This is a genomic window from Escherichia sp. TW14182 (genome assembly GCF_000208525.1).
Lineage (GTDB): Bacteria > Pseudomonadota > Gammaproteobacteria > Enterobacterales > Enterobacteriaceae > Escherichia > Escherichia ruysiae.
The window spans coordinates 1-21,521 of the sequence record NZ_AEJZ01000083.1 but is presented as its reverse complement, the minus strand read 5'-3'; the positions used below and the strand labels follow the sequence as shown (position 1 = coordinate 21,521).

At 50.5% G+C, this 21,521-nt stretch carries 21 protein-coding genes; 10 read left to right on the top strand and 11 right to left on the bottom strand.

What is annotated here, in order from left to right; translation table 11 throughout:
* The first annotated feature begins 273 nt into the window (after nt 1-273).
* Nucleotides 274-1,317: a quinolinate synthase NadA gene (gene nadA / locus EQY_RS0108665; protein WP_000115321.1), complete on the top strand. Its 1,044-nt coding sequence runs from the start codon at nt 274-276 to the stop codon at nt 1,315-1,317.
* A 37-nt stretch (nt 1,318-1,354) separates the two neighbouring features.
* Nucleotides 1,355-2,074, top strand: a complete 720-nt coding sequence (pnuC, locus tag EQY_RS0108660; protein ID WP_000345428.1) for a nicotinamide riboside transporter PnuC — start codon at nt 1,355-1,357, stop codon at nt 2,072-2,074.
* Here pnuC and zitB read toward each other — a convergent pair.
* Both zitB and EQY_RS0108650 read right to left on the bottom strand, forming a co-directional pair.
* The gene (gene zitB, locus EQY_RS0108655; protein ID WP_000951263.1) at nt 2,071-3,018 is read right to left on the bottom strand and encodes a CDF family zinc transporter ZitB; all 948 of its coding nucleotides are present in this window, start codon (nt 3,016-3,018) and stop codon (nt 2,071-2,073) included. The two genes, pnuC and zitB, sit on opposite strands and share 4 nt — an antisense overlap.
* Before the next feature lie 114 nt (nt 3,019-3,132).
* A complete protein-coding gene (locus tag EQY_RS0108650; protein ID WP_000784355.1) occupies nt 3,133-3,513 on the bottom strand; it encodes a YbgS-like family protein in 381 nt (126 codons plus the stop codon).
* A gap of 315 nt (nt 3,514-3,828) precedes the next feature.
* On the opposite strand from EQY_RS0108650, the gene aroG reads away from it, so the two are divergent.
* A complete protein-coding gene (aroG, locus tag EQY_RS0108640) occupies nt 3,829-4,881 on the top strand; it encodes a 3-deoxy-7-phosphoheptulonate synthase AroG (RefSeq protein ID WP_001109203.1) in 1,053 nt (350 codons plus the stop codon).
* 140 nt (nt 4,882-5,021) lie between these two features.
* Here aroG and gpmA read toward each other — a convergent pair whose 3' ends face one another.
* The 7 genes from gpmA to modE form a co-directional block, all read right to left on the bottom strand.
* The gene (gene gpmA / locus EQY_RS0108635) at nt 5,022-5,774 is read right to left on the bottom strand and encodes a 2,3-diphosphoglycerate-dependent phosphoglycerate mutase (protein ID WP_001295305.1); all 753 of its coding nucleotides are present in this window, start codon (nt 5,772-5,774) and stop codon (nt 5,022-5,024) included.
* A 202-nt stretch (nt 5,775-5,976) separates the two neighbouring features.
* Nucleotides 5,977-7,017: a galactose-1-epimerase gene (gene galM / locus EQY_RS0108630; protein WP_000931410.1), complete on the bottom strand. Its 1,041-nt coding sequence runs from the start codon at nt 7,015-7,017 to the stop codon at nt 5,977-5,979.
* On the bottom strand, nt 7,011-8,159 hold the full coding sequence (gene galK, locus EQY_RS0108625) for a galactokinase (protein WP_000053448.1): 1,149 nt from the start codon (nt 8,157-8,159) through the stop codon (nt 7,011-7,013). Before galK ends, galM begins: the two co-directional genes overlap by 7 nt.
* Nucleotides 8,160-8,162: 3 nt before the next feature.
* Nucleotides 8,163-9,209 (bottom strand): galactose-1-phosphate uridylyltransferase, encoded by a 1,047-nt coding sequence (gene galT, locus EQY_RS0108620; RefSeq protein WP_000191494.1) that lies wholly within the window; start codon nt 9,207-9,209, stop codon nt 8,163-8,165.
* Between the two features lie 9 nt (nt 9,210-9,218).
* Nucleotides 9,219-10,235 (bottom strand): UDP-glucose 4-epimerase GalE, encoded by a 1,017-nt coding sequence (galE, locus tag EQY_RS0108615; protein WP_001265444.1) that lies wholly within the window; start codon nt 10,233-10,235, stop codon nt 9,219-9,221.
* Between the two features lie 250 nt (nt 10,236-10,485).
* Complete coding sequence (gene modF, locus EQY_RS0108610; RefSeq protein WP_000096913.1) at nt 10,486-11,958, bottom strand: molybdate ABC transporter ATP-binding protein ModF; 1,473 nt, start codon at nt 11,956-11,958, stop codon at nt 10,486-10,488.
* Nucleotides 11,959-12,025: 67 nt separating this feature from the next.
* Complete coding sequence (gene modE, locus EQY_RS0108600; RefSeq protein ID WP_001147441.1) at nt 12,026-12,814, bottom strand: molybdenum-dependent transcriptional regulator; 789 nt, start codon at nt 12,812-12,814, stop codon at nt 12,026-12,028.
* Nucleotides 12,815-12,942: 128 nt separating this feature from the next.
* On the opposite strand from modE, the gene acrZ reads away from it, so the two are divergent.
* The 4 genes from acrZ (at nt 12,943) to modC (ending at nt 15,782) form a co-directional block, all read left to right on the top strand.
* Complete coding sequence (gene acrZ / locus EQY_RS0108595) at nt 12,943-13,092, top strand: multidrug efflux pump accessory protein AcrZ (RefSeq protein WP_000891515.1); 150 nt, start codon at nt 12,943-12,945, stop codon at nt 13,090-13,092.
* A 166-nt stretch (nt 13,093-13,258) separates the two neighbouring features.
* Entirely contained in the window at nt 13,259-14,032 is a 774-nt protein-coding gene (gene modA / locus EQY_RS0108590) for a molybdate ABC transporter substrate-binding protein (RefSeq protein ID WP_000113010.1), read from the top strand.
* Nucleotides 14,032-14,721, top strand: a complete 690-nt coding sequence (modB, locus tag EQY_RS0108585; protein ID WP_000604034.1) for a molybdate ABC transporter permease subunit — start codon at nt 14,032-14,034, stop codon at nt 14,719-14,721. Before modA ends, modB begins: the two co-directional genes overlap by 1 nt.
* Nucleotides 14,722-14,723: 2 nt before the next feature.
* Nucleotides 14,724-15,782: a molybdenum ABC transporter ATP-binding protein ModC gene (gene modC, locus EQY_RS0108580; protein WP_000891680.1), complete on the top strand. Its 1,059-nt coding sequence runs from the start codon at nt 14,724-14,726 to the stop codon at nt 15,780-15,782.
* Here modC and ybhA read toward each other — a convergent pair whose 3' ends face one another.
* Nucleotides 15,783-16,601 (bottom strand): bifunctional pyridoxal phosphate/fructose-1,6-bisphosphate phosphatase, encoded by an 819-nt coding sequence (gene ybhA / locus EQY_RS0108575; protein ID WP_010347396.1) that lies wholly within the window; start codon nt 16,599-16,601, stop codon nt 15,783-15,785.
* Between the two features lie 154 nt (nt 16,602-16,755).
* Here ybhA and pgl point away from each other — a divergent pair, with 154 nt between their 5' ends.
* The gene (gene pgl, locus EQY_RS0108570) at nt 16,756-17,751 is read left to right on the top strand and encodes a 6-phosphogluconolactonase (RefSeq protein WP_000815437.1); all 996 of its coding nucleotides are present in this window, start codon (nt 16,756-16,758) and stop codon (nt 17,749-17,751) included.
* Between the two features lie 40 nt (nt 17,752-17,791).
* Here pgl and EQY_RS0108565 read toward each other — a convergent pair whose 3' ends face one another.
* Nucleotides 17,792-18,745: a LysR family transcriptional regulator gene (locus EQY_RS0108565; protein WP_000679976.1), complete on the bottom strand. Its 954-nt coding sequence runs from the start codon at nt 18,743-18,745 to the stop codon at nt 17,792-17,794.
* A gap of 184 nt (nt 18,746-18,929) precedes the next feature.
* Between EQY_RS0108565 and EQY_RS0108560 the strand changes: the two genes are divergently transcribed.
* On the top strand, nt 18,930-19,982 hold the full coding sequence (locus tag EQY_RS0108560; RefSeq protein ID WP_000723638.1) for a 4-oxalomesaconate tautomerase: 1,053 nt from the start codon (nt 18,930-18,932) through the stop codon (nt 19,980-19,982).
* 75 nt (nt 19,983-20,057) lie between these two features.
* Nucleotides 20,058-21,491 carry an anion permease gene (locus EQY_RS0108555; RefSeq protein ID WP_001036486.1) on the top strand — a complete coding sequence of 478 codons (1,434 nt, stop codon included), beginning with the start codon at nt 20,058-20,060 and terminating at the stop codon, nt 21,489-21,491.
* Nucleotides 21,492-21,521 lie beyond the last annotated feature (30 nt).

The following is a 21,521-nucleotide window of genomic DNA, read 5'->3' as shown; positions in this document are numbered from 1 at the left end:
AAAAGCGCCCTAAAGGCGCTTTTTTGCTATTCAGGCATTCCACAATTTCAATTCTTAACCCTGATGACATACTTTGCGCTTGCTGCGTAAGCAACTCTACGTCGGTGGAAATAAGATACCTGGCATTACATCCGACATCTCATACGTAATTCGAGTGACTTTTCCCCACTGTTCGGCTATCTTGTTTAGCATATAAAACAAATCAAACCGATAACGGCGAACATCACGCTTTATATCGGTTTAAATGTTAAGCCTGTAAAACGAGATGGTAAGATGAGCGTGATGTTTGATCCTGAAGCGGCGATTTATCCCTTCCCCCCGAAGCCGACGCCGTTAAGCATTGATGAGAAAGCGTATTACCGTGAGAAAATAAAACGTCTGCTAAAAGAACGTAATGCGGTGATGGTTGCCCACTACTATACCGATCCTGAAATTCAACAACTGGCAGAAGAAACGGGTGGTTGTATTTCTGATTCTTTAGAAATGGCGCGCTTTGGTGCCAAACATCCCGCTTCAACGCTACTCGTAGCCGGGGTGAGATTTATGGGAGAAACCGCCAAAATTCTCAGCCCGGAAAAAACAATTCTGATGCCGACACTTCAGGCTGAATGTTCACTGGATCTCGGCTGCCCAATTGAAGAATTTAACGCATTTTGTGATGCCCATCCCGATCGCACTGTCGTGGTCTACGCTAACACTTCTGCTGCAGTAAAAGCGCGTGCAGACTGGGTGGTGACTTCAAGTATTGCTGTTGAACTCATTGATCATCTGGATAGTCTGGGTGAAAAACTCATCTGGGCACCAGACAAACACCTGGGGCGTTACGTACAAAAGCAGACGGGGGCAGATATTATATGCTGGCAAGGTGCCTGCATTGTGCATGATGAGTTTAAGACTCAGGCGTTAATCCGTTTACAAAAACAACACCCTGATGCAGCCATACTGGTGCATCCGGAATCACCACAAGCCATTGTCGATATGGCGGATGCGGTCGGTTCCACAAGTCAGTTGATCAATGCTGCGAAAACATTGCCGCATCGGCGCCTAATTGTGGCGACTGACCGGGGTATCTTCTACAAAATGCAGCAGGTAGTGCCAGACAAAGAGTTACTGGAAGCACCAACCGCTGGCGAGGGAGCAACTTGCCGTAGCTGCGCGCATTGCCCGTGGATGGCCATGAATGGCCTTCAGGCCATCGCAGAGGCATTAGAACAGGAAGGAAGCAATCACGAGGTTCATGTTGATGAAAGGCTGCGAGAGAGGGCGCTAGTGCCGCTCAATCGTATGCTGGAATTTGCGGCTACACTACGTGGATAACGAATAATAAGGCGTCACGTTACGCTTTGGGGGAAAGATGGATTTTTTTAGTGTACAGAATATCCTGGTACATATACCAATAGGGGCGGGCGGTTATGATCTCTCATGGATCGAAGCGGTAGGCACGATCGCCGGGTTGCTGTGTATTGGCCTCGCCAGTATGGAGAAGATCAGCAACTACTTGTTTGGCCTGATCAACGTCACCCTGTTTGGCATTATTTTCTTTCAGATTCAGCTGTATGCCAGCCTGCTATTACAGGTGTTTTTCTTTGCCGCGAATATTTACGGCTGGTATGCGTGGTCGCGACAAACCAGTCAGAACGAGGCGGAGTTGAAAATTCGCTGGTTACCATTGCCGAAGGCATTAACCTGGCTGGCGGTTTGTGTCATTGCTATTGGTCTGATGACGGTATTTATCAATCCGGTGTTTGCATTTTTGACCCGCGTGGCAGTCATGATCATGCAAGCATTAGGATTACAGGTTGCGATGCCTGAACTGCAACCGGACGCCTTCCCGTTCTGGGATTCCTGCATGATGGTACTCTCCATCGTGGCAATGATTCTGATGACGCGGAAGTATGTGGAAAACTGGCTGTTGTGGGTGATTATTAACGTGATTAGCGTCGTTATTTTTGCACTTCAGGGCGTTTACGCCATGTCTCTGGAGTACATCATCCTGACCTTTATTGCGCTCAACGGCAGCCGGATGTGGATCAACAGCGCACGCGAAAGAGGCTCACGCGCGCTGTCCCATTAATGGTGATGATGTGAATGGCCAGACACCCCTTCATTCAGGTGGCAGTCTGGCCCATGACAAGGTTGATATTCCATCTGGATGGTGGCGTGTTCAATCTGATAGTGATCCATCAGATAATGTTGGATCTTGTCCAACAACGCATCGTGATCGTGTGGCGGGATCACCTGCACATGCAGCGTCATTACTGGCTTCTCACCCACCATCCACACGTGTACATGATGCACATTTCGGACTTCCGGAATTTCCCGACACATACGGCGCTTGAGTTCAGCGATATCCAGCGACACCGGTGCACCTTCAAGTAATTCATTCACGCTGTCTTTCAATAATCGCCACGCGCTGCGCAGAACCAGTAGCGACACCAGTATCGAGAGAATGGGGTCAGCAGGCGTCCAGCCGGTCCAGATAATAATCAACGCGGCAACGATAGCACCAACCGAACCCAGAAGATCTCCCAGTACATGCAGTGCCGCTGCGCGCACATTGAGGTTTTTCTCTTCGCTGCCGTGATGAAGTAACCAGAAAGAAAGTATATTTGCCAGCAACCCAGCCACGGCAATTGCCATCATCATGCCGCCCTCGACCGGACGCGGCGTGCGGAAGCGTTCTATCGCCTCCCAGACAATCAAAATGGTAATCACCACCAGGGCGATGGCATTCACAAACGCCGCGAGCGTGGTCAATCTTAGCCAACCGAAAGTGTGGCGGATGGTGGGAGGACGACGTGAAAATTGTACGGCAAGCAGGGCGAAAAGCAGGGCGGCAGTATCGGTCAACATATGACCCGCGTCGGCCAGCAACGCCAGAGAGCCTGAGAGAAAACCGCCAATAACCTCAACCAGCATAAACCCGGCAGTCACGCCGAAAGCATACAACAAGCGACGAGCATTATTATCTTCTGGCAGGTGTGAGGAAGCGTGTGAGTGTGAGTGTGAGTGCGCCATGACGAGTCATCCCTTAATTTATCTCACTTAACTTTATGACATCATACTGCTTTTAGAAGGGAAAAATTAAAAAGGAGAGCCTCCGCTCTCCCATTATCAGCCATATATCCTGGCTTACTGCGTAGTACCGTCGGTTTTGGTATCGACATCATTATTGATGCCATCACCGGTTTGTACTTTTTTATTAATGTCCGGGCAGCGACCATCTTTGCACATCGTATTTTTGTGCTCTTCATCTTTGGTCATGCCGTCATTGTCCATTGATGAACCGTTCGGGTGCAGCATGGTGCCGCCTGAGTTGTTATTAACCCCGCTATTATCAACGTTATTTGGTGCGACATTTTCACGGGCGTCCGGGGCAACCTGACCCGCATCAGCTGCGGCGTTTGCCTGGCCATTATTGGTTTGCGCTCCGCTATCGGCAGCCAGCGCAGCACCGCTGGCAAGGCTTAGAGTGGCAGTCAGAAATAGTGTGGCCAGTTTTGTCATTTTCATAGGATGCTCCTGTTATGGTCGTTATGTCGGATAACCTCTTCCAACAGTGCATTTGCAGGTGAATATCAGGTAATGGTTTAAGATTTCAGCCAGAAGAATAAATCCAGCAGAGAATCTTGAAAAAATTAATAAACAGAGAAGTTACAGTTAGAAATTGTAGGTCAGATCTCGTTTTTCGCGACAATCTGGCGTTTTTCTTGCTAATTCCAGGATTAATCCGTTCATAGTGTAAAACCCCGTTTACACATTCTGACGGAAGATATAGATTGGAGGGATTGCATTCACCAAGATAAGTATGGCAACACTGGAACAGACATGAATTATCAGAACGACGATTTACGTATCAAAGAAATCAAAGAGTTACTTCCACCTGTCGCACTGCTGGAAAAATTCCCTGCTACCGAAAATGCCGCGAATACGGTTGCCCATGCCAGAAAAGCGATCCATAAGATCCTGAAAGGTAATGATGATCGCCTGTTGGTGGTGATTGGCCCGTGTTCTATTCATGATCCCGTCGCGGCTAAAGAGTATGCCACTCGCTTGCTGGCGCTGCGTGAAGAGCTGAAAGATGAGCTGGAAATCGTTATGCGCGTCTATTTTGAAAAGCCGCGCACCACGGTGGGCTGGAAGGGGCTGATCAACGATCCGCATATGGACAACAGCTTCCAGATCAACGACGGTTTGCGCATTGCCCGTAAGTTGCTGCTCGATATTAACGACAGTGGTCTGCCAGCGGCGGGTGAATTTCTCGATATGATCACCCCGCAGTATCTCGCTGACCTGATGAGTTGGGGCGCAATTGGTGCACGTACAACCGAATCTCAGGTTCACCGCGAACTGGCGTCCGGTCTTTCTTGCCCGGTAGGTTTCAAAAATGGCACCGACGGTACGATTAAAGTGGCTATCGATGCTATTAATGCCGCCGGTGCGCCGCATTGCTTCCTGTCTGTGACCAAATGGGGGCATTCGGCGATTGTGAATACCAGCGGTAACGGCGATTGCCATATCATTCTGCGCGGCGGTAAAGAGCCTAACTACAGTGCGAAACACGTTGCTGAAGTGAAAGAAGGGCTGAACAAGGCGGGTTTACCGGCGCAGGTGATGATCGATTTCAGCCATGCAAATTCGTCCAAACAGTTCAAAAAGCAGATGGAAGTTTGCGCTGACGTTTGCCAGCAAATTGCCGGTGGCGAAAAAGCTATTATTGGCGTGATGGTTGAAAGCCACCTGGCGGAAGGGAACCAGAGCCTGGAAAGCGGTGAGCCGCTGGCCTATGGCAAGAGCATCACCGATGCCTGCATTGGCTGGGAAGATACCGACGCACTGTTACGCCAACTGGCGAACGCAGTGAAAGCACGTCGCGGGTAATTTATAGTCGAAACGCCATGACTGTACGTTTGTAGCCCTGATAAGACGCGCAGCGTCGCATCAGGCAATGTGCTCCATTGTTAGCAACAAAAAAGCCGACTCACTTGCAGTCGGCTTTCTCATTTTTAAACGAATGACGTTTACTTCGCTTTACCCTGGTTTGCAACGGCTGCTGCTTTCGCTGCGATCTCGTCAGCATTACCCAGATAATAGCGTTTCAGCGGTTTGAAGTTCTCGTCAAACTCATACACCAGCGGCACGCCAGTCGGGATATTCAGCTCAAGAATCTCTTCTTCGCTCATGTTGTCGAGATATTTCACCAGCGCACGCAGGGAGTTACCATGAGCGGCGATGATCACGCGCTCACCGCTCTTCATACGCGGCAGAATGGTTTCATTCCAGTAAGGGATCACGCGATCAATGGTCAGCGCCAGACTTTCAGTCAGCGGCAGTTCTTTCTCGCTCAGTTTCGCGTAACGCGGATCGTGACCCGGATAACGCTCATCATCTTTAGTCAGTTCCGGCGGAGTCACTGCAAAACCACGACGCCACTGTTTCACCTGCTCGTCGCCATACTTTTCAGCGGTTTCTGCTTTGTTCAGACCCTGCAACGCACCGTAGTGACGTTCGTTCAGTTTCCAGGATTTCTCAACGGGCAGCCATGCCTGATCCAGTTCGTCCAGCACATTCCACAGGGTATGGATAGCGCGTTTCAGCACAGAGGTGTAAGCAAAGTCAAAGCTGTAACCTTCCTCTTTCAGCAGCTTACCTGCTGCTTTTGCTTCGCTTACGCCTTTCTCAGACAGATCCACGTCGTACCAACCGGTGAAACGGTTTTCTTTGTTCCACTGACTTTCGCCATGACGAACCAGAACCAGCTTAGTTACAGCCATATACTTACTCCTCAAACCATCTTTTAATGATAATAATTCTCATTATATTGCTGTAACGAAGCAACAGCAATGCTTACGCATAACCATAGCGAAAATAGTGTCGCAGTGTAAGGTTGTTGTGAATATTGAGTTGCAAATATGTCGGTGTTTGCTGGTGATTTGAACAATATGAAGATAAAGCCCTCATGACGAGGGCTTCAGGTTACTCAGCAATAAACTGATATTCCGTCAGGCTGGAATACTCTTCGCCTGGACGCAGGAAGCAGTCCGGTTGCGGCCATTCAGGATGGTTAGGGCTGTCCGGCAGAAACTCGCTTTCCAGAGCCAGCCCTTGCCAGTCGGCGTAAGGTTCGGTTCCTCGTGACGGCGTGCCGCCGAGGAAGTTGCCGGAGTAAAATTGCAAAGCCGGAGCGGTGGTGTAGACCTTCAGCTGCAATTTTTCATCTGCTGACCAGACATGCGCCGCCACTTTCTTGCTATCACCTTTGGCCTGCAACAAAAACGCGTGATCGTAACCTTTCACTTTGCGCTGATCGTCGTCGGCAAGAAATTCACTGGCGATGATTTTGGCACTGCGGAAATCAAAAGATGTCCCGGCGACAGATTTCAGGCCGTCGTGCGGAATGCCGCCTTCATCAACCGGCAGATATTCGTCCGCCAGAATCTGCAACTTGTGATTACGCACGTCAGACTGCTCGCCGTCGAGGTTGAAATAGACGTGGTTAGTCATATTCACCGGGCAAGGTTTATCAACTGTGGCGCGATAAGTAATAGAGATACGGTTATCGTCGGTCAGACGATACTGCACCGTCGCGCCGAGATTCCCCGGAAAGCCTTGATCGCCATCTTCTGAAGTCAGGGCAAACAGCACCTGACGATCGTTCTGGTTAACAATTTGCCAGCGGCGTTTGTCGAACCCTTCCGGGCCGCCATGCAGCTGGTTAACACCCTGACTTGGCAACAGCGTCACGGTTTCACCGCCAAAGGTATAACGACTATTGGCGATACGGTTGGCATAACGACCAATAGAGGCTCCCAGAAACGCGGCCTGATCCTGGTAGCATTCCGGGCTGGCGCAGCCGAGCAGCGCCTCGCGGACGCTGCCATCGGAAAGCGGAATACGGGCTGAAAGTAAAGTCGCACCCCAGTCCATCAGCGTGACTACCATCCCTGCGTTGTTACGCAAAGTTAACAGTCGGTACGGCTGACCATCGGGTGCCAGTGCGGGAGTTTCGTTCAGCACTGTCCTGCTCCTTGTGATGGTTTACAAACGTAAAAAGTCTCTTTAATACCTGTTTTGGCTTCATATTGTTCAGCGACAGCTTGCTGTACGGCAGGCACCAGTTCTTCCGGGATCAGCGCGACGATACAGCCGCCAAATCCGCCACCGGTCATGCGTACGCCACCTTTGTCGCCAATCACAGCTTTTACGATTTCTACCAGAGTGTCAATTTGCGGCACGGTGATTTCGAAATCATCGCGCATAGAGGCATGAGACTCCGCCATCAGCTCGCCCATACGCTTCAGGTCGCCTTGCTCCAGCGCGCTGGCTGCTTCAACGGTACGGGCGTTTTCAGTCAGGATATGACGCACGCGTTTCGCCACGATCGGATCCAGTTCATGCGCAACCGCGTTGAACTCTTCAATGGTGACATCGCGCAGGGCTGGCTGCTGGAAGAAACGCGCACCGGTTTCGCACTGTTCACGACGGGTGTTGTATTCGCTGCCAACCAGGGTACGTTTGAAGTTACTGTTGATGATGACGACAGCCACACCTTTCGGCATGGAAACGGCTTTGGTTCCCAGAGAGCGGCAATCGATCAGCAAGGCATGATCCTTCTTACCCAGTGCGGAAATTAGCTGATCCATGATCCCGCAGTTACAGCCAACAAACTGGTTTTCTGCTTCCTGACCGTTAAGCGCGATTTGTGCGCCGTCCAGCGGCAGATGATAAAGCTGCTGCAATACGGTTCCGACCGCGACTTCCAGTGAAGCGGAAGAACTTAACCCGGCACCCTGCGGCACATTGCCGCTGATCACCATGTCCACACCGCCGAAGCTATTGTTACGCAGTTGCAGATGTTTTACCACGCCACGAACGTAGTTCGCCCATTGATAGTTTTCATGCGCGACAATGGGCGCATCAAGGGAAAACTCGTCAGTCTGATTTTCATAATCGGCTGCCATTACGCGAACTTTACGGTCATCGCGTGGCGCACAACTGATCACGGTTTGATAATCAATCGCGCAGGGCAGAACGAAACCGTCGTTGTAGTCGGTGTGTTCGCCAATAAGATTCACGCGCCCAGGCGCCTGAATGGTATGAGTGGCAGGGTAGCCAAATGCGTTGGCAAACAGAGATTGTGTTTTTTCTTTCAGACTCATTTCTTACACTCCGGATTCGCGAAAATGGATATCGCTGACTGCGCGCAAACGCTCTGCTGCCTGTTCTGCCGTCAGGTCACGCTGGGTCTCTGCCAACATTTCATAACCGACCATAAATTTACGTACAGTGGCAGAGCGCAACAGAGGTGGATAAAAGTGCGCGTGCAGCTGCCAGTGTTGATTCTCTTCGCCATTAAACGGCGCGCCGTGCCAGCCCATAGAATAGGGGAAGGAACACTGGAAGAGGTTGTCATAACGACTGGTCAGCTTTTTCAACGCCAGCGCCAAATCGCTGCGCTGGACGTCGGTCAAATCGGTGATCCGCAAAACGTGGGCTTTAGGCAACAGTAGCGTTTCGAACGGCCAGGCAGCCCAGTAGGGCACTATGGCTAACCAGTGCTCGGTTTCGACAACGGTACGACTACCGTCTGCCAGTTCACGCTGGACATAATCCACCAGCATTGGCGATTTCTGTTCGGCGAAATATTCTTTTTGCAGGCGGTCTTCACGCTCAGCTTCGTTAGGCAGGAAGCTATTTGCCCAAATCTGACCGTGCGGATGCGGGTTAGAGCACCCCATCGCCGCACCTTTGTTTTCAAAAACCTGCACCCACGGGTATGTTTTCCCTAGTTCTGCGGTTTGCTCTTGCCAGGTTTTGACGATTTCTGTCAATGCTGCAACGCTGAGTTCTGGCAGTGTTTTACTGTGATCCGGTGAAAAGCAGATCACCCGGCTGGTGCCACGCGCGCTCTGGCAACGCATCAGCGGATCGTGACTTTCCGGCGCGTCTGGCGTGTCGGACATCAGCGCCGCAAAGTCATTGGTAAAAACGTAAGTCCCGGTGTAATCGGGGTTTTTATCGCCTGTCACCCGCACATTACCTGCGCAAAGGAAGCAATCTGGATCGTGCGCAGGTAACACCTGTTTGGCTGGCGTTTCCTGCGCCCCCTGCCAGGGGCGCTTAGCGCGGTGCGGTGAAACCAGAATCCATTGCCCGGTGAGTGGGTTATAGCGGCGATGTGGATGATCAACGGGATTAAATTGCGTCATGGTCGTTCCTTAATCGGGATATCCCTGTGGATGGCGTGACTGCCAGTGCCAGGTGTCCTGCGCCATTTCGTCAAGAGTGCGCGTTACGCGCCAGTTCAGTTCGCGCTCGGCTTTGCTGGCGTCCGCCCAGTAGGCCGGAAGGTCGCCTTCGCGACGCGGTGCAAAATGATAATTAACCGGTTTGCCGCAGGCTTTGCTGAAGGCATTAACCACGTCCAGCACGCTGCTGCCTACGCCTGCGCCGAGGTTGTAGATGTGTACGCCAGGCTTGTTCGCCAGTTTTTCCATCGCCACGACGTGACCGTCTGCCAGGTCCATTACGTGGATGTAATCGCGCACACCAGTGCCGTCTTCGGTCGGATAATCGTTACCAAAAATCGCCAGCGAGTCGCGACGGCCTACAGCAACCTGGGCAATGTACGGCATCAGGTTATTCGGAATGCCTTGCGGATCTTCGCCCATATCGCCCGACGGATGCGCGCCAACCGGGTTGAAGTAGCGCAGCAGGGCAATGCTCCAGTCCGGCTGGGCTTTTTGCAGGTCGGTAAGGATTTGTTCCACCATCAGCTTGCTTTTGCCGTAAGGGCTTTGCGGTGTGCCGGTCGGGAAGCTTTCAACGTATGGAATTTTGGGCTGATCGCCATAAACGGTGGCGGAGGAGCTAAAAATAAAGTTTTTGACGTTCGCGGCGCGCATGGCGCTAATCAGGCGCAGAGTACCGTTGACGTTGTTGTCGTAATATTCCAGCGGTTTTTGTACCGATTCGCCAACGGCTTTCAGCCCGGCGAAGTGGATCACGGTGTCGATAGCGTGATCGTGCAGGATCTCGGTCATCAACGCTTCGTTACGGATATCGCCTTCAACAAACGTCGGATGTTTGCCGCCTAAACGCTCGATAACAGGCAGCACGCTGCGCTTACTGTTACAGAGGTTATCAAGAATGATGACATCATGACCGTTTTGCAGTAATTGCACACAGGTATGACTTCCAATGTAACCGCTACCACCGGTAACCAGAACTCTCATAATTCGCTCCATCAGGCTTATGGTATGAAATAACCATAGCATAACAAAGATGCGAAAAGTGTGACATGGAATAAATTAGTGGAATCGTTTACACAAGAATTTAGCCATTTTCTATGCGCAATTAAATGATTATAAAACAGAGGGTTTATGAATGATTGCGCCTTTTATCTGAAAAAAAGCGCGTTTTCATGCCTGGATGCGTTAAACCGTAGACCGGATAAGGCGTTCACACCGCATCCGGCATAGTCACTCAATTTATTTTGGTAAGCGCATAACGATAGAGGTCACCGTCTGGCACGAACTCCAGACGATGGGTAATACAGGCTGGCGCATCTTCGGCGTGGTGTGAAACAAACAACAACTGCGTTTCACCTTCGCTAATCAGCACATCAACAAATCTACGGATAAGCTGGCGATTCAGCGGATCAAGCCCTTGCAATGGTTCATCAAGAATAAGCAAGGTCGGATGCTTCACCAGTGCCCGGACGATCAATGCCAGACGCTGTTGTCCCCAGGAAAGACTATGGAAAGGAGCGTCAGCCGTGCGTTTATCAATGCCGAGAATATCCAGCCACTGCTGCACCAGTTTGTGCTGGCGATCCGAAACGGCCTGATAAATGCCAATCGAATCAAAATAGCCAGAAAGGATCACATTACGCACAGTGGTGCTGACGCGGTAATCCAGATGCAAACTACTGCTGACGTAACCGATATGCTTTTTGATATCCCAGATGGTTTCGCCGCTGCCACGGCGTCGTCCGAAAAGCGTCAAATCGTTGCTGTAACCTTGCGGGTGATCGCCAGTAATCAGGCTTAATAACGTCGATTTTCCCGCGCCATTTGGCCCGATAATTTGCCAGTGTTCGCCTGGATTCACCTGCCAGCTAAGGTTATTAAGAATGGGGCGATCATTATAAGAAACCACGCCTTTGTTCAGCACAATGCGCGGTTCGCTGGCGGGTAAGGCGTGACGTGCTGAAGGTTCATCCGGCTCTGGTAGCTGCACGCCAGCAAGTTTCTCGCTGTGCGCCAGTTGTGCGACGAGTGCCTGTTGGAACAGTTCTTCTTTCGCGCCAGTTTCCGCTAACGTGCAATCCGCCAGCACACCGGCAAACTGGACAAATTCCGGGATCTCATCGAAGCGATTGAGCACCAGTACCAGAGTAATACCAGACTGATGTAACGAGGCGAGCAGTTCAGCCAGTTGCTGACGTGAGGCAACATCAAGGCCATCGAATGGTTCATCAAGAATCAGTAAATCAGGATCTGACATCAGCGCCTGACAGAGCAGGGTTTTACGCGTCTCGCCAGTGGAAAGGTATTTAAAGCGTCGGTCGAGGAGGGCGGTAATACCGAACTGCTGTGCCAGCTGCGCACAACGCTGTGCATCTTTAACGTCATCCTGAATGATCTCAGCCGTGGTACGCCCGGTGTCAGCTTCGCCAGGACTCAGCATATCGGTATTATTCCGCTGCCATTCGTCGCTGACGAGCTTTTGTAACTGCTCGAAGGAGAGACGAGTGATGCGGGAAAACTGGTTTTGCCGTTCGCCTTTCAAAAGCGAAAGTTCACCGGCCAGCGCGCGAGCCAGCGCCGACTTCCCGCTGCCATTTGAACCGACAAACGCCCAACTATCACCCGCGTTTAACGTTAGCTGAGACAATTGCAGCGTTTTTGTGTCGCTAAGACGAAACGTGCCTTGCAAAATTTGCAACGATGACATTTTGTATCCCATTTTTTGCAGCGATTACTGACAGGGATACGTGTTTCATAACAAATTGTCAACACGCTTAGCACAGCGTGGCGATAATTACGCTGTCGGCATTAAAGTAGGCCGTGACATTCTGCCCTTGCTCAAGAGAAGCTGCTTCATTTAACGGCACCGTAGCGCACAGGGTTTGCCCGTCGGGTAGCGCCATTAATACTTCGCACTGCTCCGCGCCGCGCTCAATATGACTAATAATGCCCGGCAATTGGTTGTCGGCGTTTTGTGCGACCGCCTTGTCCTGAGTAATACCTACCCACGGCGCTTTCAGCAGTATCAATACTTCTTTGCCTTCATCCAGACCCAGACGCGCGCCGCTTTGCGCGGTAATCGCGACTTTTAATCGTGTTTTACCATCAGCCAGTAAGACATCAACATGCTGTTGAACGTCATCATGATCGCGGGCGGTGATGGTGCCGAACCACTGGTTACGGGCGCTGGTCTGCAGTGAAAAACGTGAGATAGCTGCCAGCAGGCTGTTCAGCGGCAGGGCGTCATCGTCACTTAACACATCAAAGGCTTTTTGCTGGATTTGCGCCAGTAAGTCATAGAGCTGAATCAGTCGCTGACCATAGCGGGTCAGTACTGCGCCGCCGCCACCTTTACCGCCTGTTGCACGCTCAACCAGAATATGCTCACTTAACTGATTCATCTCGTTAATGGCATCCCAGGCGCTTTTATAGCTGATACCGGCATCTTTCGCCCCCTGGCTGATAGAACCGGAAAGGGCAATGTGTTTTAGTAGCGAAATGCGGCGTGGGTCGGCAAAGAGCTTTTGTTGAAGCTTAAGGGTGAGAAGGATTTCGGCCTGCATAACAATGTCCTGGCAAAAGTCTTATTGTGACGGAAAACGAACGCCACGCAAAGCTGACCGCACAAAAGGGGAGTGCTTTTCTGTGCTTAGCGGTTAGAATAGTCTCATGACTATATCTGGAGTTGACCATGTTAGAGTTATTAAAAAGTCTGGTATTCGCCGTAATCATGGTACCTGTCGTGATGGCCATCATCCTGGGTCTGATTTACGGTCTTGGTGAAGTATTCAACATCTTTTCTGGTGTTGGTAAAAAAGACCAGCCCGGACAAAATCATTGATTCCCTGAATGCCCGCTTAGTCGGGCATTTTCTTTTTTCTCAACTTCCTGCTTTTTCTGCCGATATTTTTTCTAGCTACCTCTCAAAGGTTAACAATAACTGCTGGGAAAATTCTGAATCAGTCGTTATATTGTTGCCTACATAACGTTACATGAAGGGGTTACCAATGGCTCGTAAATGGTTGAACTTGTTTGCCGGAGCGGCGCTCTCTTTAACTCTTGCAGGCAATGCGCTGGCAGACGAAGGGAAGATTACAGTTTTTGCGGCAGCATCACTGACCAACGCAATGCAGGACATCGCTACGCAGTATAAAAAAGAGAAAGGCGTGGACGTCGTTTCTTCTTTCGCCTCGTCTTCTACCCTGGCTCGTCAGATTGAAGCGGGTGCGCCTGCGGATCTGTTTATTTCTGCCGATCAGAAATGGATGGATTATGCGGTTGATAAAAAAGCGATCGATACTGCCACGCGCCAGACATTGCTCGGCAATAGTCTGGTCGTTGTAGCACCGAAAACCAGTGCACAGAAAGATTTCACTATCGACAGTAAAACCAACTGGACTTCGCTGCTGAATGGCGGTCGCCTGGCGGTTGGCGATCCGGAACATGTTCCCGCTGGCATTTATGCGAAAGAAGCACTGCAAAAACTGGGCGCATGGGATACGCTCTCCCCGAAACTGGCTCCGGCGGAAGATGTTCGTGGGGCGCTGGCGCTGGTCGAACGTAATGAAGCTCCGCTGGGCATTGTTTACGGTTCTGACGCAGTTGCCAGCAAAGGGGTTAAAGTGGTTGCCACCTTCCCGGAAGATTCACATAAAAAAGTGGAATATCCGGTTGCTGTTGTTGAAGGGCATAACAATGCGGCAGTGAAAGCATTTTATGATTATCTGAAGGGACCGCAGGCTGCGGAAATCTTTAAACGTTACGGATTTACAACTAAGTAATGATACTGACCGATCCAGAATGGCAGGCGGTTTTACTAAGCCTGAAAGTTTCTTCCCTGGCTGTGCTGTTTAGCCTGCCGTTTGGGATCTTTTTTGCCTGGTTACTGGTGCGTTGCACATTTCCGGGCAAAGCTCTGCTCGACAGCGTACTGCATCTACCGCTGGTGTTACCGCCCGTGGTCGTTGGTTACTTGCTGTTAGTCTCTATGGGACGGCGCGGATTTATCGGTGAACGCCTGTATGACTGGTTTGGCATTACCTTCGCCTTTAGCTGGCGCGGTGCGGTTCTCGCTGCCGCCGTCATGTCGTTTCCGCTGATGGTGCGGGCAATTCGTCTGGCGTTGGAAGGGGTTGATGTCAAACTGGAACAGGCCGCAAGAACACTGGGTGCCGGGCGCTGGCGCGTTTTCTTTACTATTACGTTACCGCTGACCTTACCAGGAATTATTGTCGGTACGGTGCTGGCTTTCGCTCGTTCGCTCGGTGAGTTTGGTGCAACTATCACCTTTGTGTCGAACATTCCTGGTGAAACGCGAACCATTCCTTCAGCCATGTATACCTTGATCCAGACTCCTGGCGGGGAAAGTGGCGCAGCGAGACTTTGCATTATCTCTATTGCGCTGGCGATGATCTCTCTGTTGATTTCAGAATGGCTGGCCAGAATCAGCCGTGAGCGGGCGGGGCGCTAATCATGCTGGAACTGAATTTTTCCCAGACGTTGGGCAACCATTGCCTGACTATTAATGAAACGCTGCCCGCCAATGGTATCACTGCTATCTTTGGCGTCTCCGGTGCCGGAAAAACCTCGCTGATTAACGCCATTAGTGGGCTGACACGTCCGCAAAAAGGGCGGATTGTCCTCAATGGTCGGGTACTAAATGATGCCGAAAAAGGTATCTGCCTGACGCCAGAAAAGCGTCGTGTTGGCTATGTATTTCAGGATGCGCGGCTGTTTCCGCATTACAAAGTGCGTGGCAATCTGCGCTACGGCATGGCGAAAAGCATGGTCGATCAGTTCGACAAGCTGGTGGCGCTTTTAGGCATTGAACCGTTACTTGACCGTTTACCTGGCAGCCTGTCCGGTGGCGAAAAACAGCGTGTGGCGATTGGGCGGGCTTTGCTGACAGCACCGGAATTGCTGTTGCTGGATGAACCGCTGGCGTCACTGGATATTCCGCGTAAACGCGAACTGTTGCCTTATCTGCAACGTCTGACGCGGGAAATCAACATTCCGATGTTGTATGTCAGTCATTCGCTGGATGAGATCCTCCATCTGGCAGACAGAGTGATGGTACTGGAAAACGGTCAGGTGAAAGCCTTTGGCGCGCTGGAAGAAGTCTGGGGTAGTAGCGTGATGAATCCGTGGCTGCCGAAAGAGCAACAAAGTAGCATTCTGAAAGTGACGGTGCTTGAGCATCATCCGCATTACGCAATGACCGCGCTGGCGCTGGGCGATCAGCATTTGTGGGTCAATAAGCTGGACGCGCCGCTGCAAGCTGCGCTACGTATCCGCATTCAGGCTTCCGATGTCTCGCTGGTTTTACAGCCTCCGCAGCAAACCAGCATTCGTAACGTGTTGCGCGCAAAAGTGGTCAATAGCTATGACGACAACGGCCAGGTGGAGGTCGAACTGGAAGTCGGAGGTAAAACGCTGTGGGCGCGTATCAGCCCGTGGGCCAGGGATGAACTGGCAATCAGACCAGGCCTGTGGCTGTACGCGCAAATTAAAAGTGTGTCGATAACCGCCTGATTAAATCAGGTGGCTATAAATGAACTGAGCAATGCTGTCGGTGGTGTTATCTCCAATCACAATATTGGCGCGGGCTTTTACTGCGTCATCGGCATTGCCCATCGCCACACCCGTCCCGGCGGCTTCCAGCATACTGATATCATTAAAGTTATCGCCAAACGCAATCACATTTTCCATCGACCAGCCTTGTGCCTCAATCCATTTCGTCAGGCGTCTACCTTTGCTGTTGCCGCCGCGTGCAATATCAACCTGATCGTGCCAGGACCATTCGCACTCCAGTCCCAATTCATGTTCAACATGCTTACCAAAATGCTGCAATCGCGGCAGGTCATCGTGCGTCAGGGCGAACTTCCACACCGCCTTAACTTCTTGTGCCGTCTCGGCCAGTGAGGCAACCTGGGTAAAGGTAGGACGCTGTTCTGGTGGCAGGGTTTGCGCCCAGTTAGAAGTACGAATGACATGCCCGGTCGGGTGTTCATACACCATTGCATCATCCACATACATCAGGCCGTGAATGTGGTGTTCATTCAGCATCTCAATGAGTTGCAGGGCTTTGTTTACGGGCATTGGATCGGCTTCCAGCACGGTTTTTGCATGATAATCATACAAATAGGTGCCATTACAGCAAATAGCAGGTGTATCCAGCGCCAGCGCCTGATAAAAAGGATGAATAGCGACGTGATGGCGACCTGTGACGATGATTAATTGATAGCCTGCTTCGCGAGCGCGGGCCAGGGCTTCTATCGATGAAGGAAGCAAGGTCTTTTTCGGGGTCAATAAGGTGCCGTCTAAGTCGAGAGCAATCACGCGTGTGGTCATGGCGTATTCCAGATTAAGGTTAAGAATTTTCGTCTGAGCGAATGGTACACCGATACCACTATCGGACAAAATTCTGCGCTTTAATTCAGCATTCACCGCCAAAAGCGACTAATTTTAGCTGTTACAGTCAGTTGCTAAATGCAAAGGAGCATTCATGAAGCAAACAGTTTATATCGCCAGCCCTGAGAGCCAGCAAATTCACGTCTGGAACCTGAATCATGAAGGCGCACTGACGCTGACGCAGGTTGTTGATGTGCCGGGGCAGGTGCAGCCGATGGTGGTCAGCCCGGACAAACGTTATCTCTACGTTGGCGTTCGCCCTGAGTTTCGCGTCCTGGCGTATCGTATCGCCCCGGACGATGGTGCACTGACATTCGCCGCAGAGTCGGCGCTGCCGGGTAGCCCGACGCATATTTCTACCGATCACCAGGGACAGTTTGTCTTTGTAGGTTCTTACAATGCGGGTAACGTGAGCGTAACGCGACTGGAAGATGGCCTGCCAGTGGGCGTCGTCGATGTGGTCGAGGGGCTGGACGGCTGCCATTCCGCCAATATCTCACCGGATAACCGCACGCTGTGGGTTCCGGCATTAAAGCAGGATCGCATCTGCCTGTTTACGGTCAGCGATGATGGTCATCTGGTAGCGCAGGACCCGGCGGAAGTGACGACCGTTGAAGGCGCCGGGCCGCGTCATATGGTGTTCCATCCAAACGAACAATATGCGTATTGCGTCAATGAGTTAAACAGTTCAGTGGATGTCTGGGAACTGAAAGATCCGCACGGCAATATCGAATGTGTCCAGACGCTGGATATGATGCCGGAAAACTTCTCCGACACCCGTTGGGCGGCTGATATTCATATTACTCCGGATGGTCGTTATTTATACGCCTGTGACCGTACCGCCAGTCTGATTACCGTTTTCAGCGTTTCGGAAGATGGCAGCGTGTTGAGCAAAGAAGGTTTCCAGCCAACGGAAACCCAGCCGCGCGGCTTTAACGTTGATCACAGTGGCAAGTATCTGATTGCCGCCGGGCAAAAATCTCACCACATCTCAGTTTACGAAATTGTCGGCGAGCAGGGGCTACTGCATGAAAAAGGTCGCTATGCGGTCGGGCAGGGGCCGATGTGGGTGGTGGTGAACGCACACTAACCGTTGAGTTACCCGGCGCAGTATTTCCTGCGCCGGGGTATTACCCCATCTCCTGTAACGCATGTCTCTGGCGTTCGACGATATTGGTCCATAAATTGTCTTTATCATCAGTCCACAAATTAATCAGCAAGGCAAAAAAGCGTTCTGCTGCCGGAGAAAGCACGGCATCTTTGCGACGAATAATCCCCAATGTCCGACGTATAACGGGTTCCACCAGCGGGATACCAATAATAGAAGAATAGGGCGCATGAGGCATTGCCAGGCCAGGAAGCGCCGAAATCCCCAGTCCTGCTTCCACCAGTCCTAATGACGTCGAAAGATGACGCACTTCGTAAAACCAGTCCAGCTTCCAGGGTTTGTCGGACAATTTTTGCTCAATCAGCAGTCGGTTGCCGCTGGAGGAGCGCACGCCAATCATTTTGTAACCTACCAGTTCCTGCCATTCCACCAGCTGCTTTTTGGCTAATGGGTGGTCACGCCGACAGGCCAGCACAAACGGCTCGTTGACCAGTGGCGTAAAATCGATGGATGAATTTGTGATGTTGTTCATGTTTATGCCAAAGTCCGATTCGTTGCACAGCACCGATTCCATGCAATTATTCGTGCCTTGTTCCAGAATTCGCACTTTAATATTGGGATATAGCTCATTAAATTTGCCAATTGCCAACGGCAAGAAATAAAACACAGCGGTAGGAATACACGCTAATGTCACCATACCACGATGATAAATATTCATATCGCGAATATTAAACAGTGTTTCATCGAATTTCTTTATTAATTCCCGCGCCTCAGGAAGCAACATTCTCCCCGCTTTTGTTAAAGTAACCTTGCGAGTTGTACGCTCAAAGAGTTGAATATGTAAATCCTCTTCCATCTTTTTTATTCTGCGCGTTAATGCAGGTTGCGTAATATTAAGTAATTTAGCAGCATTGTTAAATGAACTGGACTCTGCCAGCGTGACAAATGCTTTCATACTTGATAACTCATGCTTCATTATTACTCCGGAAAATGGAAGCGGTGCTTTTTAGTGATTTGCAGTTAAACCAGTTTAACTGCCTTTTAATCACTTAAATTAATGAAAAAATGTTATTAATCGTGAAGCTAAAGTCATTAGAGATGCTTTGCCCTTAATGTAACCATATCGCAATAAGTTATGTTTTTAAATTGAGGGCATTATTATGAAAAAAATACCCTGCGTGATGATGCGAGGTGGAACCTCGAGGGGCGCGTTCCTGTTAGCGGAACATTTACCCGAAGATCAAACGCAGCGCGATAAAATATTGATGGCAATTATGGGTTCCGGTAATGATCTGGAAATTGACGGTATCGGCGGCGGTAATCCGCTGACCAGTAAAGTCGCCATTATTAGCCGTTCCAGCGATCCGCGTGCTGATGTCGATTATTTGTTTGCGCAGGTAATCGTCCATGAGCAACGTGTCGATACCACACCTAACTGCGGCAATATGTTGTCTGGCGTTGGGGCATTCGCCATTGAAAATGGTTTGATTGCAGCGACATCACCGGTCACCCGCGTGCGTATCCGTAACGTCAATACAGGCACGTTCATCGAAGCCGATGTTCAAACGCCAAACGGTGTCGTCGAGTATGAGGGTAGCGCCAGAATTGATGGTGTACCAGGGACGGCCGCGCCGGTCGCGCTCACTTTTCTGAATGCAGCAGGAACGAAAACCGGAAAAGTCTTCCCGACAGATAAACAGATTGATTATTTTGACGATGTCCCGGTGACTTGTATCGATATGGCGATGCCAGTCGTTATTATTCCGGCTGAATATCTGGGAAAAACAGGCTATGAATTACCAGCGGAACTGGATGCCGACAAAGCATTATTAGCCCGCATTGAATCTATCCGTCTACAAGCGGGTAAAGCAATGGGCTTAGGCGATGTCAGTAATATGGTTATCCCTAAACCTGTACTTATTTCTCCAGCACAGAAAGGTGGGGCAATTAATGTGCGTTATTTTATGCCGCATTCTTGCCATCGCGCGCTGGCGATAACTGGTGCTATTGCCATTTCTAGTAGCTGTGCGCTGGAAGGCACCGTCACCCGACAAATCGTCCCTTCTGTAGGATCCGGCAATATCAATATTGAACACCCCAGTGGTGCGCTTGACGTTCATTTAAGCAATGAAGGTCAGGATGCCACGACGTTACGTGCATCTGTTATTCGGACGACTAGAAAAATATTTTCCGGTGAAGTTTATCTTCCTTGAAAAAATTCGTTGTCAGGATAAGGACAATCAATAAAGGACTTCTGTATGAGTCATACAGAAAGAACAGGATTTTAAATGAATAAGAAATCGTTATGGAAGCTAATTCTGATATTAGCGATCCCATGTATTATTGGCTTTATGCCTGCTCCGGCAGGATTAAGCGAACTGGCGTGGGTACTGTTTGGTATCTACCTGGCGGCAATTGTTGGTCTGGTTATTAAGCCATTCCCGGAACCTGTCGTACTGTTAATTGCGGTTGCCGCTTCAATGGTCGTCGTGGGTAACTTATCCGATGGTGCGTTTAAAACCACCGCCGTATTAAGCGGTTACTCTTCCGGTACAACCTGGCTGGTGTTCTCTGCGTTCACCTTAAGCGCCGCGTTTGTTACCACCGGCTTGGGTAAACGTATCGCCTATTTGCTGATTGGTAAAATTGGTAGCACAACCCTCGGGCTGGGTTACGTTACCGTATTCCTCGATCTGGTACTGGCTCCGGCAACACCGTCTAACACCGCGCGTGCGGGCGGCATTGTGTTACCGATCATCAACAGCGTGGCGGTGGCTTTGGGGTCAGAACCGGAAAAAAGCCCGCGTCGTGTTGGACATTACCTGATGATGTCCATTTACATGGTCACCAAAACCACCAGCTACATGTTCTTTACCGCAATGGCGGGGAACATTCTGGCGCTGAAAATGATCAACGACATTCTGCACCTGCAAATTAGCTGGGGTGGATGGGCGTTGGCCGCCGGTTTGCCGGGCATCATTATGCTGCTGGTCACTCCGCTGGTGATTTACACCATGTATCCGCCAGAAATTAAGAAGGTGGATAACAAAACTATCGCTAAAGCGGGTCTTGCCGAACTGGGACCGATGAAAATCCGCGAAAAAATGCTGCTCGGTGTCTTTGTGCTGGCGCTGCTGGGCTGGATTTTCAGTAAGTCTCTGGGGGTTGATGAATCCACTGTGGCAATCGTTGTTATGGCAACCATGCTGCTGTTGGGTATTGTGACCTGGGAAGATGTGGTTAAAAATAAAGGCGGCTGGAATACCTTAATCTGGTACGGCGGTATTATCGGTTTAAGCTCCTTATTATCAAAAGTTAAATTCTTCGAATGGTTAGCTGAAGTCTTTAAAAATAACCTGGCATTTGATGGTCATGGCAACGTTGCCTTCTTTGTCATTATTTTCCTTAGCATCATCGTGCGTTATTTCTTCGCTTCTGGTAGCGCCTATATCGTTGCTATGTTGCCGGTATTTGCCATGCTGGCGAACGTCTCCGGCGCACCGTTAATGTTAACTGCGCTGGCGCTGCTGTTCTCCAACTCCTACGGCGGCATGGTCACTCACTATGGCGGCGCGGCTGGTCCGGTTATCTTCGGTGTTGGCTATAACGACATTAAATCCTGGTGGTTGGTCGGTGCGGTACTGACGATATTAACCTTCCTGGTGCATATCACCCTTGGCGTATGGTGGTGGAATATGCTGATCGGCTGGAACATGCTGTAAATATACTCGTCATACTTCAAGTTGCATGTG